Here is a 13,822-nt window from a genome sequence, read left to right as displayed (position 1 = left end):
TTCGTCTGACATCGACGGTGGCGAGCCGGCTCGGCCTGCCGTCACCAGTACAATCGCTGGACCGAGCGGCGACGCCGCCGCGCTGGGCGAACCGGGGGTGCGTTCGTGGGGGACGAGGTCGAGACCGCGACGCCGGCGCCGCGGCATCCGCGCTCGTGGTCACGGCTCACCCTGGTGACGTGGGCGTTCTGCATCGTCGTCACGGCGTCCATGCTGTGGAGTCCGTACGTCGCGTTCGGCGTCCCGAACCGGTCGCTGCATCTCGTGCTCGATTCGATCGACAGCTGCGTCGCGCTGTTCGTCGCCTACCTGCTGCACAATCGCTTCCTGCGCCGAGGCCGGCTCCAGGACTGGCTGCTCTGCGAGGCGCTCGTGCTCCTCGGGCTCGCGAGCCTCGTGGTCACCTATGTCGTCGAAGACGTGGTGGGCATCCGCGACGGACGGGTCAACGTCTGGCTGCCGCTGACCGTCCGGGTCGTCGGGGCGCTCGCGGTCCTGGCCGCGGCGATCGTCGGCGACCGCATCGGCCCGACGCGGCTGCGTCGCTGGACACTGCTCGCGCCGCTGGTACTCATCGTCGGCGTCGCGGCAGTGCTGTGGGTGGCCGGCGACCGGCTGCCGATCGCCCTGGGCGAGGACCTCACGGACGACTCCGCGATCGAGCCGCTGCTCGCGGGGCATCCGCTGCTGCTGGTCGGGCAGGCCGTCGGTGCGCTCTCGTTCCTCGCGGCCTCGGTGATGGTGGCCCGGCAGGCGGCCCGCCGCAACGACGAACTCCTCCGGTGGCTCGCGCCGGCGTGCACCCTCGCGGGCTTCGCACGGCTCAACTACCTGCTCTACCCGTCGCTCTACACCGACTGGCTGTACACGGGCGACGTGCTCCGCACCGGCTGCTACGTGCTGCTCCTCGTCGGGGCCCTCCGCGAGCTGCAGCGCTACTGGAGCGCGCAGACGCAGGTCGCGGTCGTCGAGGACCGCCGTCGCCTCGCGCGCGAACTGCATGATGGAGTCATGCAGGAACTCGCATACATCCGCGTCGAGTCGTCGATGCTGCCCGACCAGACCGCGTCGAAACGCCAGATCACGGACGCGGCCGTGCGCGCGCTCGACGAGGCGAGGGCCGCGGTGAACGCACTCGGCAGCGTCGACGACGAACCGCTGGGCTATGTGCTGCATCGCGCCGCCCGCGAGCTCGCGGCACGCTACGACGTGCATCTCGAGGTCGACGTCGACGACTCGATCGCCGCCGACCGCGACCAGCGTCACGCCCTCGTCCGGATCATGCGCGAGGCGGTCGTCAACGCCGTGCGGCACGGCGGCGCCCGACTCGTCCGCGTGCGACTCGTCGGGGCGGCGGAGGGCGATCGGCGGCTCACCATCGAGGACGACGGGTCGGGCTTCGACATCGTCGCCGGTTCGGCGACCGGCGGGTACGGGCTCGTCAGCATGCGCGACCGGGCGAAGGGACTGCCCGGCTCGATGCGGGTCGAGTCCGCGCCGGGCGAGGGAAGCACGGTGACGGTCACGTGGTAGCCGAACCGATCACGGTCGTGATCGCCGACGACCACGCGCCGATGCGTGCCGTCGCGCGGCGAGGGCTCGAGGCTGGCGGATGCCGCGTGGTCGGCGAAGCCGCCACGGCCGACGAGGCCGTCGCGCTCGTCGTCGAGCATCGCCCGAACGTGGCGCTGCTCGACATCCACATGCCGGGCAACGGCATCCGTGCCGCCGACGACATCAGTCGCAGCGTCCCGACGACCGCGATCGTGATGCTCACGCAGTCGCGCGAGGACGACGACCTGTTCGACTCGCTGAGGGCCGGAGCGGTCGGCTACCTGTTGAAGGATGCCCCGCCGCAGTCGCTGGCCGACACGCTCCGCGGCGTCCTGGCGGGCGAGGCGGCCATGCCGTCGGCGCTCGTGACGCGGATCCTCGACGAGTTCCGCGGGCCGGCGCGACGACGGTTCGGGCGCGGCTCTCCGGCCGCGGCGAAGCTGAGCACGCGGGAGTGGGAGGTCATGGACCTGCTGCGGCAGGGCAACAGCACCGACGACGTGGCCGGTCGGCTGTTCCTGTCTCCGACGACGGTGCGCGTGCACGTCTCATCCGTGCTCCGGAAGCTGGCCGTCCGCGACCGGGCGAGCGCGTTCCGCCTGCTCGAGGAGTAGCGCGGGCGAACGTCATCGAGGGGGCCGCGAGCGATGCTCGCGACCCCCTCGGTCCCGGGGGAGGGGTCGATCGCGCCTACTTCAGGATGAAGCCCGCGCTGATGCTCGAACCGTCGTCGGTCGTCATCGTGACCGTGTAGCAGGCGCCCGGCTTCTTCGGGGTCGCCCAGTTCTGGATGAACTGACCCGCCGTGGCGTCGTAGCGCAGCGCCGTGCCGCCGGTGGTCGTGAACTCGATCGCGTCCATCGGTGCGTCGGCGCCCGGGCAGGTCGTCGGCGTGGCGGTGAAGCGGTCGACGACGGATGTCGCGGTGAGCTCGCCGGAGCCCGAGAACACCTCGAACTTCAGCGGCACCGTGCTGCCGCCCTTCACCGTGTTCCAGGTGCGGCCCATGTCGACTGGGCTGTAGAAGCCGCCGAGGTTCCAGGCCAGCACCGTGTAGGTCAGCTCCGCCGTCGCGACGTTGCCCGCGAGGTCGGTCGCGGTCGCGAGCAGCGTGTGCTGCCCGACCGTGGTGCCGTAGCCCGTGACGGTGCACGAGGCGAGCCCGGACAGCGCGTCGGAGGCGTCGCAGGCCGGTGCGGCGGGCACCTCACCGAACGAGTGGGACGTTCCGAATCCCGCGGCGAACCCGACCGTCGGCTTCGTCAGGTCGATCTTGATGCCCGACACCGTCGCGGTGGCCGTGTTCCCGGCCCGGTCGACGGCCGTGCCGACGACTGACTGGTCCGCTCCCTCGCCGAGGGTCGCGTTCGGGCCGCACGACTGGATGCCGGAGCCGCCGAGGTCCGCGCAGTCGAACGTCACGTCGACCTCCGTCTTGTACCAGCCGGCGGCGTTGGCGGCAGCGGGGTCGAGCGTGTAGCCGATCGTCGGGTCGCCGGTGTCGACGATGGAGTAGGTCACCGTCGCGGTGTCGGCCGCGAGTCCGCCCTGGTCGGTGTAGTCGCACGTGGCGGTCAGTGTGCCGAGGCCGTACGAGAGCGTGCCGCTGATCTCGGCCGGGAACGAGCTCGGGCCGTCCTCGGCGTCGGTGACGGCGCACATCGGCGTCGGCTCCGAGCCGATCTCGTAGGCCTGGGTCGAGACGCCCTGCACCGAGACGGTCGGCTTGGTGTTCGTGGGCTGGGGCTGGGTGACGATGATCGGGATGTTCACCTGGTTGTTGTAGCGTCCGCCACCCGCCGGACCCGACACGATGGCCACCGTGACGTTGCCGCTCACCGCGTTGGCACCCGCCGAGAAGGTGACGGGGACCGTCACGCCGCAGTCGAGGATCGTCACGGGGTCGGGATTCGCCGTGATGCCGGTCGGTGTGATGACGTCGAGCACGAGCGGACTCTCACCGGCGTCGATGTTGCAGAGGTCATCCGGATCGCCCTGGGCGTTGTTCCCGATGAGCCGGATGCCCGCGCTCGCGGTCGTCGCGCTCCCGGCCTGGAGGACCAACGGATCGCCCGAGGTGGTGCTGATCGTGTCCTGGATGTTGTCGGCGTGCGCCACCAGCGCGCTGCCGAAGACCGCCGCGGCCGTGAGGAGCGCGGTGGCCGAAGCCATGCCCGCGCGTCTGATGCTTCGTTTCATGTGTCGTTCCACTTTCGAGTCCGTCCGGCCCGTCCCCCCTCGGGACGGCCGTCGCATCGACGCTATGCACGGTCGGAACGAGGCAGAACCCGTCGCGCGTTCAGATCCCTGAACATTGACTCGAACGGGGGGTACCTGCGGCAGCGTGGCGGGCGGATGGGCGCCGGTCAGCCGGCGTCGGAACGCATGCCGGTCGACCCGAGCACGCGCTCGACGGTCAACTCGACCGCGATCGCGACCGACTCGGGATCCGACACGATCCCGACCGGGCCCTCTTGATCATCGGGTCTCGCGCTCGTCCGGGCCGCCGACCTCGCCCACGTACGGCCCGAGGCTCGCGATGAGCAGCTCGGCCGAACGTCGGGCATCCGGATCGACCGTCGACACCGACGCGATGTCGTTCAGGAAGACGTTGTGCAGCGCGCTCGCCACGATGCCGTAGGCGACGGTGCGGCGGAGGCCCGGGTCGGCATCCGGGTGCTCGGCGGCGAGCATCGCGGCGATCCGCCGATGCGTGCCCTCGTACGCGGTGGTCAGGACCTCGGCGATCACGGTGTCGGTGCGTGCCGCCTCGACCAGGCCGATGACGACGGCGTTCTCGGTGCCGGCGGCTGCGAACGATTCGCTGAAGAGGAAGTCGACGGCGGATGCCACGGTGTCGACGTCGGCCGGGAGGACGGACTCGCCGTCGGTGCCGTCGTAGAAGAAGCGACGCGCGCTCTCGCGGAGGAGCTCCTCGCGATTGCCGACGAAATGGCGCACGTGGCCGCGCGACATGCCGACCTCGGTCGCGATGCGGTCGAGGCTCGCGCCCGCGATGCCGTGCTCGCCGATCGTGCGGATGGTCGCCGCCACGATCTGGCGTCTCCGCTCATCGGCGACGGAAGGTCGCGCCATCCTCGTCTCCCTCCTGCCCGCGGCCTGAAGACACCGGTCGGGCGCGCCGGCTCGCACCGGCTCGTCGTCTCGCACGATAGCCGACGCGCACGTCCGGCTCGGATCTCCGGCGTCGAGCCGATCGTCCCACATTTCGGAGTTTATTGTCTAGTCGGCCTTGACTAACAACGTGGTTTCGACCTAGCGTGGCGTCCACCCCGAACCCGGGGCACCCACTCGAGGAGGTATCCGTGCCCGAGATCGTCCACGTCGGACCGGCACCCGCCAGTCCGCTCGCCACCGAGGTCGGCGTGCGCATGCGCGACGGCGTGCGGCTCGCGACCGACGTCTACCTGCCGGGGGCGCCCGACGCCCCGGAGACGGGCCCGAGCGACACGATCCTCATCCGACTGCCCTACGACAAGAGCGGCGAGTACACGTTCATCCCGCTCATCGCCGAGTACTTCACGACGCGCGGGTACCGCGTGGTCGCCCAGGACGTCCGCGGCAAGTTCCGCTCCGAAGGCGAGGCGCTGCTCTTCGTCAACGAGGTCGACGACGGGTACGACACCATCGAGTGGATCACGCACCAGCCGTGGTCGAACGGGCGCGTGGCGATGTGGGGCGACAGCTACTACGGCTACACGCAGTGGGCCGCCGTCGCGTCGCAGCATCCGGCCCTGAAGGCGATCGCGCCGCGCGTGACCGGCACGCAGCTCGGCGAGCCCGTTCGGCCTCGGCCTGGCGAGCGCGCTCGGCCGGTCGAGTGGGCGATCACCTACCTCTACCCGGTCACCTACTTCCACTCGCGCGACGCCTACTTCTGGGAGCTCGATCCCACCGAGCGCCCGTACAGCGCGCAGGTCGAGCGCGTCCTCGACGAGCTCGGCTCCCGGTCGATCTCATACGACCAGTGGTACCCGCGCGCGGTCCACCTGCCGCGCTTTCCGGCGGCGAGCCCGTTCGACGCCCGCCCGGTGCCGACGTTGCACACGATCGGATGGTGGGACAACTGCGCACCGCTGTCGTGGGCGGACGTCGCCGACATCGAGCAGCGTCCGGCGTGGGCGCTCAACCACTTCCTGCGCATCGAGTCGATGGACCACGAGGCGTACTACCTCGACGACGCCGACGAGGTCCGCGTCGAGGAGCGCACCGACGACCAGCTCCGCGCCGAGCTCCCGCGCATGCTCGAGCCGGCGATCGAATTCTTCGAGGTGTTCGTGCGCGGCAACGGGTCGGCGGGCGACATCCCGCGCGTGAGCTGGAACCTCGCCGGCACCGAGGGCATGCGAGCGGATGCCGCCTGGCCGCCGCCCGCCGCCCGCACCCGGTCCTGGTTCGCCGCCCCTGGCACGGGTGACGGCCGTCGCGGGCGGCTCGACCTCGATGCGCCGACGACCGAGACGGCCGTCGAGTGGACGCACGACCCGGCCGACCCCGTCCCCTCGAGCGTCCCGAACGCGTTCGCCTTCCTCCTGCACCGACCCGACGAGGCGCCCATCGGCGCCCGCGACGACGTCCTGGTGTTCGACTCCGAGCTCGCGACCGACGACCTCGACCTCACCGGGCCGGTGCGCGTCGCCGCGCGCGTGGCGTCCGACGGCCCGGTGATGGACCTGTTCGTCCGGCTCCTCGACGTCGCGCCCGACGGCACGGCGCTGCGCATCGCCCGCGGCCAGGTCGAGGTGACGGATGCCACGACCCCCGCCGACGTCGACATCGACCTCGGTCAGCTCGGCTACCGGCTGCGTGCGGGCCACCGGCTGCGCGTGCACGTGTCGAGCAGCGACTCGCCCGAGTTCATCGCCCAGCCCGGCACCGGCGAGGAGCCCTGGGGCGCCCGAGGGACCGTACCGAACCGCCAGCGCCTCCTGCTCGGCGGGAGCCATCCCTTCCGACTCGACCTGACCATCGCCCCCACCTCCGAAGGAGCATCAGCATGAAGCAGCCCGAGCTCGAGTTCGCGTTCGAGATCCGCGTCGACGTGGATCGATGGCTTCCAATCGGCCGCAGCGCCGACGAGGACCTGACATTCACGCCCATCACCGGCGGCACCGTCGCCGGACCGATGCTCGCCGGCACCGTCCTGCCGTACGGCGGCGACTGGGCCGTCGAGCGGAGCCGCACCTCGCAGCTCGAGGCGCGCTACCTGCTGCGCGCCGACGACGGCGCGGTCATCGACATCCTCAACCGCGGGTACTTCCGCGCCTCCGAGGAGGTCGTCGCCCGGCTCGTCGCGGGCGAGAACGTGCCCGAGGAGGAGTACTACTTCCGCACCGCGCCGGTCTTCCAGACGGATGCCCCGGCTCACCGTTGGCTCGCCGAGCACCAGTTCGTCGGGCTCGCGCGCGACGAGGACGGCCAGGTGTGCGTGCGCGTCTTCGTCGTGCGCTGAGCCCCGGACGACCTCGAACCGCACCCCAGCCCTGCACCACCCGACCCGGCACCCTGCACCGCCCGCCCCGCACCATCCGACCCCCGAGAGGAACGCCATGAGAACCACCGGCATCACCACCGCTGCGCTCGCGGCCGGGACCGTGCTCCTGCTGCTCAGCGGCTGCACCCCCCGCGACGCCGAACCCGCCCCGACGTCCGCCGCGCCCGTCGACGAGTCGTCGCTCGTCGCCGCGCTGCCCGAGGCCACGACCGAGGTCGGCGAAGTCACCTGGGGACTGGTCGAAGGCGAGCCGCGCACGCTCGACCCCGCCGCCGAGTACAGCTTCGTCATCCCGAACCTGTGCGAGAGCCTGCTGCAGCTCCAGCCCGACTTCACCGTCGAGCCCGGACTCGCCACGAGCGCCGAGTGGGTCGACCCGACGACCTTCGTCATCGACCTGCGCGAGGGCGTGACGTTCTGGGACGGCACGCCGCTGACACCGGCCGACGTCGTGTTCAGCATGGAGCGCAACCGCGTCGAGTCCTCGCCCTGGTTCCCCGCCTTCGTGCTCGTCGACACGATCGAGCAGACCGGCGACCACCAGGTCACGGTCACGTTCACGGCGCCCGACTCCACGTTCCGCGACGCGCTCTCGAGCGCGGCCGGCGCCGTCGTGAACGCCGCCCAGGCCCAGCAGGCCGGCGGCGCGTTCGGCACGGCGAGCGGCGGCATCCTGTGCACCGGCCCCTACGAACTGGCCGACTGGACGCCCGGCACCGAGATCGTCACCACCGCGAACGCCGAGTACTGGGGTGGGGCGCCGCTGACCGAGACGCTGCGCTACGTCTTCGTGCCCGACGGCACGACGCTCACGACCGCCCTGCTCGAGGGCGAGATCGACGGCGCGTTCAACGTCGCGCCGGGGAGCCGTTCGGTGTTCGAGGCGTCCGACGAGGGCCGGCTCGTGCTCGGACCGTCGACCGCGTCCTTCTCGTTCGGACCCACGAAGTCGACCGGCGCCGGCGCGAACCCCGACATCCGCCAGGCGCTGAGCCTCGCGATCGACCGCGAGCAGTACGTGCAGACCGTGCTCAGCGGACTCGGCGCGCCGCAGAAGACGTTCACGCCGCCATTCGCCTGGGGCGGGATGGACGCCGCCGACCAGTACACCGACGCCTACGCGGCGCTGCCGGACATCGAGTTCGACGTCGAGGCCGCGAAGGCGCTCGTGGACGGGTCGGGCGAGGACCTCTCCGTGCCGCTCGTGGTGGCGATCCCCGCCGGAGCGAAGGAACTCGCGCAGACCGCCGCGATCATCCAGGCCGCCGGCGCGCAGCTCGGGCTCACCGTCGAGATCGACGAGCGCCAGCCCGCGGACTTCACGGAGATCTTCTTCGACCCGGCGGCGCGCGAGGACATCGACTTCGTGGCGACCGCGGGCTACCTCGACAGCCCGGGCGTGCTGGGCTACGCGCAGCAGTTCCTGCTGCCGCCCGATCTCGGCGGATTCTTCAACTGGAGCGAGTACTCGAACGAGGCGGTGACCGGCGAGCTCCAGGTCGCGCGCACGACGCTCGACCCCGCGGCATCCGCCGATGCGTTCATCGCCGCGCAGGAGGTCTTCGCGCCCGACCAGCTGCAGGTGACACTGGCCGGCGCGTACCACCTCACGTTCCTGAACGACGGGCTCACCGGCGCCACGACCTCGGTCGCGGCGTACAGCAGCCCCTGGGCGCTCCACCTCGGGGCCGAGTGATGCGACGACGCTGGACGGGACGGGGGCAGACATGAATCCACGTGTGCTGGTGCAACTCGCCAGGCAGCTGGGGAGCCTGACGCTCACCCTGTTCCTGTCCAGCGTCGTCATCTTCTGCGCGGTGCTGCTCACGCCCGGCGACCCGGTCTCGGCGTTCGCCGGCGGGACGCGGCCGACGCCCGAGATGATCGCGGCGATCCGGGCCGAGCACCACCTCGACGACCCCGTGTGGCTGCAGTACCTGCACTGGGCGGGCGGCGTGTTCACGGGCGACCTCGGCACCTCGTACGTCTACCGGACCGATGTCGTCGACCTGATCGCCCCGCGCGTCGGGATCACGGTGCTCCTCGTCGCCTATGCGGTCGTGCTCATCGCGGTCTTCGGCGTCGGCTCGGGCATCGTCGCGGCGACGCGCGGGAGGATCGCCGACCGGGCGGTGCTCATCGCCACGTCGATCGGCATGGCGCTCCCGACCTTCGTCGTGGCGATCCTCCTCATCTGGATCTTCGCGCGGGTACTCGGCTGGTTCCCCGTGTACGGCGCGGGCGAGGGATTTCTCGACGAGCTGTACCACCTCACGCTGCCGGCGATCTCGCTCGCGGTGCTCTACATCGCGTACCTCAGCCGGATCACGCGCGGCGCGGTCGTCGGCCAGCTGCACTCGGAGCACGTCGAGACGGCGCGCGTCCGCGGCATCCCGCGCGCACGGATCTTCCGGCGCCACGTCTTCCTCAACGCGTCGCCGCAGATCCTCGCGGTCTCCGGCGCGACCGTCGCGGGCCTGTTCGCCGTGTCGGCCATCGCCGAGCAGGCGTTCGGCATCGGCGGACTCGGCTCGCTGCTCACCGAGGCCGCCGCACGCAAGGACGTGCCCGTCGTGCAGGTCATCTCGCTGCTGCTCGTCGTGGTGTTCGTGGTGCTCAACGCGCTCGCCGACGTCGCGATCGCGATCATCGACCCCGACAGCGTCAAGCCCAGGAGGACCGCATGAGCGTCGCCCAACTCGCCGGCGGACGCGTGTCCACCGCGCTCCGCCGCGCGGCGAGGCGCGATCCGCTCGTCGTCGCCGCGTCGATCGTGATGCTCGGCATCGCGGTCATGGCCGTGTTCGGCCCGGTGCTCGCGCCCTACGACCCGGATGCGCTCTACGTCGGGCCGATCTCCGGTCCGCCGACGCTCGCCCACCCGTTCGGGACCGACGACCTCGGGCGCGACATCCTCTCCCGGGTCCTCGTCGGGGCAGGGCCGAGCGTCCTCGGCCCGATCGTCGTCGTGACGATCTCGAGCGTGCTCGGCGCCGCGATCGCGATCGGCGCAGCCTGGTTCGGCGGCGCCGTCGACGCGGTCTCGTCCCGCCTCATCGAAGTGCTGTTCGCGATCCCCGGGCTCGTCCTCGCGGTGCTCGCGGTGGCGATGTTCGGCAAGGGGCTCCTGGCACCGGCGGTCGCGCTCTCGATCGCGTACCTGCCGCTCGTCGCCCGGCTGATCCGCGCGCTCGCTCGGCAGGAGCTCGCCAAGCCCTACGTCGCGGCGCTCCGCGTGCAGGGAGTGGGCGGCGCCGCGATCTGCTTCCGCCACCTCGTGCCCGCCCTCCTCCCCGCGCTCTTCGCGCAGGCGACCGTCGGGTTCGGGTACGCCATGCTCGACCTCGCCGCGATCTCCTTCCTCGGCCTCGGCGCGCAGCCGCCGGCATCCGACTGGGGCGTGATGATCGCGAGCGGGCAGCCCGCGCTGCTGACGGGCGCACCCGAGCAGGCCGTGATCCCCGCGGCGTTCGTCGTGATCACGGTGCTCGCCGTGAACATCCTCGGCGCGCGCGTGACCGCCTGGGCCGAAGGAGGAGACCGATGACCGCACCCGTGCACGGCCCCGTGACCGCATCCGTCCACGGCCCCGTGACCGCACCCGTGCTCGAACTCGACCGGCTCTCGGTGCGCGCCGCGATCGACGGCGAGGCGCGCACGCTCGTGCACGACTGCACGATCCGGGTCGCGCCCGGCGAGGCGGTCGGCCTCGTGGGCGAGTCGGGCTCGGGCAAGACCCTGTCGGCCAGGGCGGTGGCCGGGCTGCTCCCCGAGGGCTTCTCGACCGGCGGCGCCATCCGCATCGAGGACGAGGACCTCGCCGCCCTCCCGTCGTCGCGACTGCGGGACCTCCGCGCTCGACGGATCGGCATGGTGTTCCAGTCGCCGCGTGCGCACCTGAACCCGCTGCGGACGATCGGCGACTTCATGACGGAGGCCCTCGTCTCCGTCGCCGGTGCGAAGCCCGACGCGGCTGCCGCGCGAGCCGCCGACCTGCTCGCGGAGGTCGGCATCCCCGACCCGTCCCGGCGCCTCCGCCAGCGGCCCGGCGAGCTGTCGGGCGGCCTGCTCCAGCGCGTGATGATCGCGTCGACCCTCGCCATGGATCCGCGGATCCTCCTCGCCGACGAGATCACGACCGCGCTCGACGTCACCACGCAAGAGGAGGTGATGGCCGTCATCGCCGACCTCCGGCGGAACCGCGACCTCGCGATGCTCTTCATCACGCACGACCTCGCGCTCGCCGGTGCCGTCTGCGACCGCGTCGCCGTGATGCAGCACGGTCGGGTGATCGAGACGCTGCGCGCGTCGACGATGCGGGCGGATGCCTCGGAGCCGTACACGAAGCGCCTGATGGCGGCCGCGCTGCCCGAGGAGGAGCGCGGCGCCGGGGCGGACTCGACGACCGGCGCGGCCGCGCCCGTCCTCGCCGTGAAGGACCTGCGCAAGGTGTTCTCCGTGCGTTCGGAGCGAGGCTTCGGCACCGACCGGTTCACCGCCGTCGACGGCGTCGGGTTCGAGCTGCGTGCGGGGTCTGCGCTCGGCATCGTCGGCGAGAGCGGCTCGGGCAAGTCCACGACGGCGCGCATCGTCTGCGGCCTCGAGACGGCGGATGCCGGCACCGTCACCGTCATGGGCGACGACTGGTCGCGGCCCGCGCGAGGTGCGGCCGAGCGCCGGCGCCGCGCGCGGGTCGCGCAGATGGTCTTCCAGGACCCCTACCAGTCGCTCGACCGGCGGAGGACCGTCGGCCAGACCCTCGCCGAGGCGATCGGCGTGCACCGACCCGGGCTGCGGCGCGCGGAGCTGCGGGAACGCGTCGACGCGCTGCTCGGTACGGCGCGCCTCGATGTCGCGCTCGCCGAACGGCGCCCGCGGGCGCTCTCGGGCGGCCAGCTGCAGCGCGTCGCGATCGCCCGCGCGCTCGCCGCCGAGCCCGAGATCCTCGTGCTCGACGAGGCCGTCTCGGCGCTCGACGTGACGACCCAGGTCGAGATCCTGACGCTGCTCGACGGCATCCGCCGCGAGACCGGGGTCGCGCTGCTGATGATCTCGCACGACCTCGAGACCGTCCGGCGGCTCTGCGACCACGTCGTCGTCATGCGCGCGGGCGCCGTCGTCGAGCAGGGCGTGATCGCCGAGGTGCTCGATCGGCCCCAGGCCGAGTACACGCGGACGCTCCTCGACTCGATTCCGCGTGAGGGCTGGGTGCCGCGTCGGCGCCTGGCCGCCGCCCGGACGACACCGCTTCCCACCGTCGCGACCGCCGCGACGCGTACCATCCGTCGAGGAGACCTGCATGAATGAGAGACCGCTCTGGCGCTGCGACGCGCGCGAACTCGCCCGCCTGTTCCACTCGGGAGAGGTGACCGCTGCCCGGATCATCGACGCGCATCTCGCGCGGATCGCCGAGGTGAACCCCGCCGTCGGCGCCGCGACCATCGTCTTCGACGAGCGGGCGCGGGCAGTCGCGGCCGAACTCGACCGTCGCCGTGCCGAGGGCGAGGAGCTCGGCGCGCTCGCGGCCGTGCCGTTCACCGTCAAGGAGAACATCGACCTCACCTGGTCGGCGTCGACGCACGGCTGGACGTTCCTCGCCGAGGCCGTGCCGCCCGTCGACGCGACGATGGTGCGGCGCCTGCTCGACGCCGACGCCATCCCGATCGCGCGCGGCAACATGCCCGACTTCGGGCTGCGCTGGGACACCGACAACGACCTCTTCGGCCGCACGCGGAACCCGTGGGACGCCGATCGCGTTGCCGGCGGTTCGAGCGGCGGCGACGCGGTCGCGGTGGCGACCGGCATGGCGCCACTCGGGCTCGGCAACGACTATGGAGGCTCGCTCCGGCTCCCGGCCTACGCCGCGGGCGTCTGCGCCCTACGTCCCTCGGCCGGACGCATCCCCGCACCGACCGCAGCGGACGAGCCCGTCTCGCTGACGCTCGCTCACTTCGCCGTGAACGGCCCGATCGCGCGCTCGGTCGACGACCTCGACCTCGCCTTCTCGCTCATGCACGGCGCCGACGGCCGCGACCCGCTGGCGATCACGATCCCGCACCCGACGTCGTACGACGGGCCGCGCCGGGCGGCGGTCGTGCGCGACCCCCTGGGCTGGGGCGTCGACCCCGAGGTCTCGGCGGCCGTGGATCGTGCCGCCGAGGCGCTCGCCGACGCCGGGTGGGAGCTCGTCGACGCCGAGCCGCCGCTGCTCGAGGAGGCCGCGACCAGCTGGCGACAGCTCTCGTCGACCGAGATGGTCGGGGCGTTCCGGCCCGGCGGGCTGCCGGCGCCGCTCAGCGAGGGGTCGACTCGCTACTTCCTCGACAACGCGAGCGAGACGCACCTGCTCGAGACCGTCGAGGAGTACGCGGGCGCCTGGGCCCGACGCGTGCAGGTCGCGGCCGCCTGGGAGGCCTTCCAGGTCGAGTACCCGATCGTGCTCGGGCCGGTCTCCGCGCGGCGGATGCCGCGGGTCGGCTTCGACCTGTCCGGACCGGCGGCGACGACGCAGCTCTGGCGCGACCACCGGTTGCTCGTCGCCGTGAACTTCCTCGGTCTGCCGTCGGTCGCGGTGCCGACCGGGCTCGACGACGACGGCCTCCCCACCGGCGTGCAGCTCATCGCCGGACGCAACCGCGATCATGTCGCGCTGGCCGCCGCGCGCGACGTCGAGGCGCGCTTCGGCGCGCTCACCCCGGTCGACGTGCACGAGCGCGTCGCCGCCGACTGACGGTCGGGCGACCGCGAGAGGCC

At 72.2% G+C, this 13,822-nt stretch carries 11 protein-coding genes; 9 read left to right on the top strand and 2 right to left on the bottom strand.

The features are described from left to right. The first annotated feature begins 105 nt into the window (after positions 1–105). Together GJ743_RS20060 and GJ743_RS20055 are read left to right on the top strand one after the other, a co-directional pair. Complete coding sequence (locus tag GJ743_RS20060; RefSeq protein WP_155050201.1) at positions 106–1,533, top strand: sensor histidine kinase; 1,428 nt, start codon at positions 106–108, stop codon at positions 1,531–1,533. Then, entirely contained in the window at positions 1,527–2,168 is a 642-nt protein-coding gene (locus tag GJ743_RS20055; protein ID WP_328288685.1) for a response regulator transcription factor, read from the top strand. The genes GJ743_RS20060 and GJ743_RS20055 overlap by 7 nt, the downstream gene beginning before the upstream one ends. A 76-nt stretch (positions 2,169–2,244) precedes the next feature. On the opposite strand, the gene GJ743_RS01680 is transcribed toward GJ743_RS20055, so the two are convergent. Further along, positions 2,245–3,726 (bottom strand): PxKF domain-containing protein, encoded by a 1,482-nt coding sequence (locus tag GJ743_RS01680; RefSeq protein ID WP_155050200.1) that lies wholly within the window; start codon positions 3,724–3,726, stop codon positions 2,245–2,247. Positions 3,727–4,032: 306 nt separating this feature from the next. Next, positions 4,033–4,650, bottom strand: coding sequence for a TetR/AcrR family transcriptional regulator (locus tag GJ743_RS01675; protein ID WP_196216871.1), 618 nt, complete (start codon positions 4,648–4,650; stop codon positions 4,033–4,035). A gap of 230 nt (positions 4,651–4,880) precedes the next feature. Between GJ743_RS01675 and GJ743_RS01670 the strand changes: the two genes are divergently transcribed. The 7 genes from GJ743_RS01670 (at position 4,881) to GJ743_RS01640 (ending at position 13,799) form a co-directional block, all read left to right on the top strand. Next, positions 4,881–6,575 carry a CocE/NonD family hydrolase gene (locus GJ743_RS01670; RefSeq protein WP_328288684.1) on the top strand — a complete coding sequence of 565 codons (1,695 nt, stop codon included), beginning with the start codon at positions 4,881–4,883 and terminating at the stop codon, positions 6,573–6,575. Next, positions 6,572–7,027: a DUF3237 domain-containing protein gene (locus GJ743_RS01665; RefSeq protein ID WP_155050198.1), complete on the top strand. Its 456-nt coding sequence runs from the start codon at positions 6,572–6,574 to the stop codon at positions 7,025–7,027. The genes GJ743_RS01670 and GJ743_RS01665 overlap by 4 nt, the downstream gene beginning before the upstream one ends. 97 nt (positions 7,028–7,124) lie before the next feature. After that, on the top strand, positions 7,125–8,765 hold the full coding sequence (locus GJ743_RS01660) for an ABC transporter substrate-binding protein (RefSeq protein ID WP_155050197.1): 1,641 nt from the start codon (positions 7,125–7,127) through the stop codon (positions 8,763–8,765). A gap of 31 nt (positions 8,766–8,796) precedes the next feature. Next, positions 8,797–9,756, top strand: a complete 960-nt coding sequence (locus GJ743_RS01655; protein WP_155050196.1) for an ABC transporter permease — start codon at positions 8,797–8,799, stop codon at positions 9,754–9,756. Beyond that, entirely contained in the window at positions 9,753–10,616 is an 864-nt protein-coding gene (locus GJ743_RS01650) for an ABC transporter permease (protein ID WP_155050195.1), read from the top strand. Before GJ743_RS01655 ends, GJ743_RS01650 begins: the two co-directional genes overlap by 4 nt. Continuing rightward, on the top strand, positions 10,613–12,376 hold the full coding sequence (gene nikE / locus GJ743_RS01645) for a nickel ABC transporter ATP-binding protein NikE (protein WP_155050194.1): 1,764 nt from the start codon (positions 10,613–10,615) through the stop codon (positions 12,374–12,376). The genes GJ743_RS01650 and nikE overlap by 4 nt, the downstream gene beginning before the upstream one ends. After that, positions 12,369–13,799 carry an amidase family protein gene (locus GJ743_RS01640; RefSeq protein WP_155050193.1) on the top strand — a complete coding sequence of 477 codons (1,431 nt, stop codon included), beginning with the start codon at positions 12,369–12,371 and terminating at the stop codon, positions 13,797–13,799. The genes nikE and GJ743_RS01640 overlap by 8 nt, the downstream gene beginning before the upstream one ends. The last annotated feature ends 23 nt before the right edge of the window (positions 13,800–13,822 follow it).

It is taken from the genome of Agromyces bracchium (genome assembly GCF_009709675.1).
GTDB classification, from domain to species: Bacteria; Actinomycetota; Actinomycetes; order Actinomycetales; family Microbacteriaceae; genus Agromyces; species Agromyces bracchium.
Note: the sequence above shows the minus strand (reverse complement) of the source record. Positions and strands in the feature narration are given on the sequence as shown.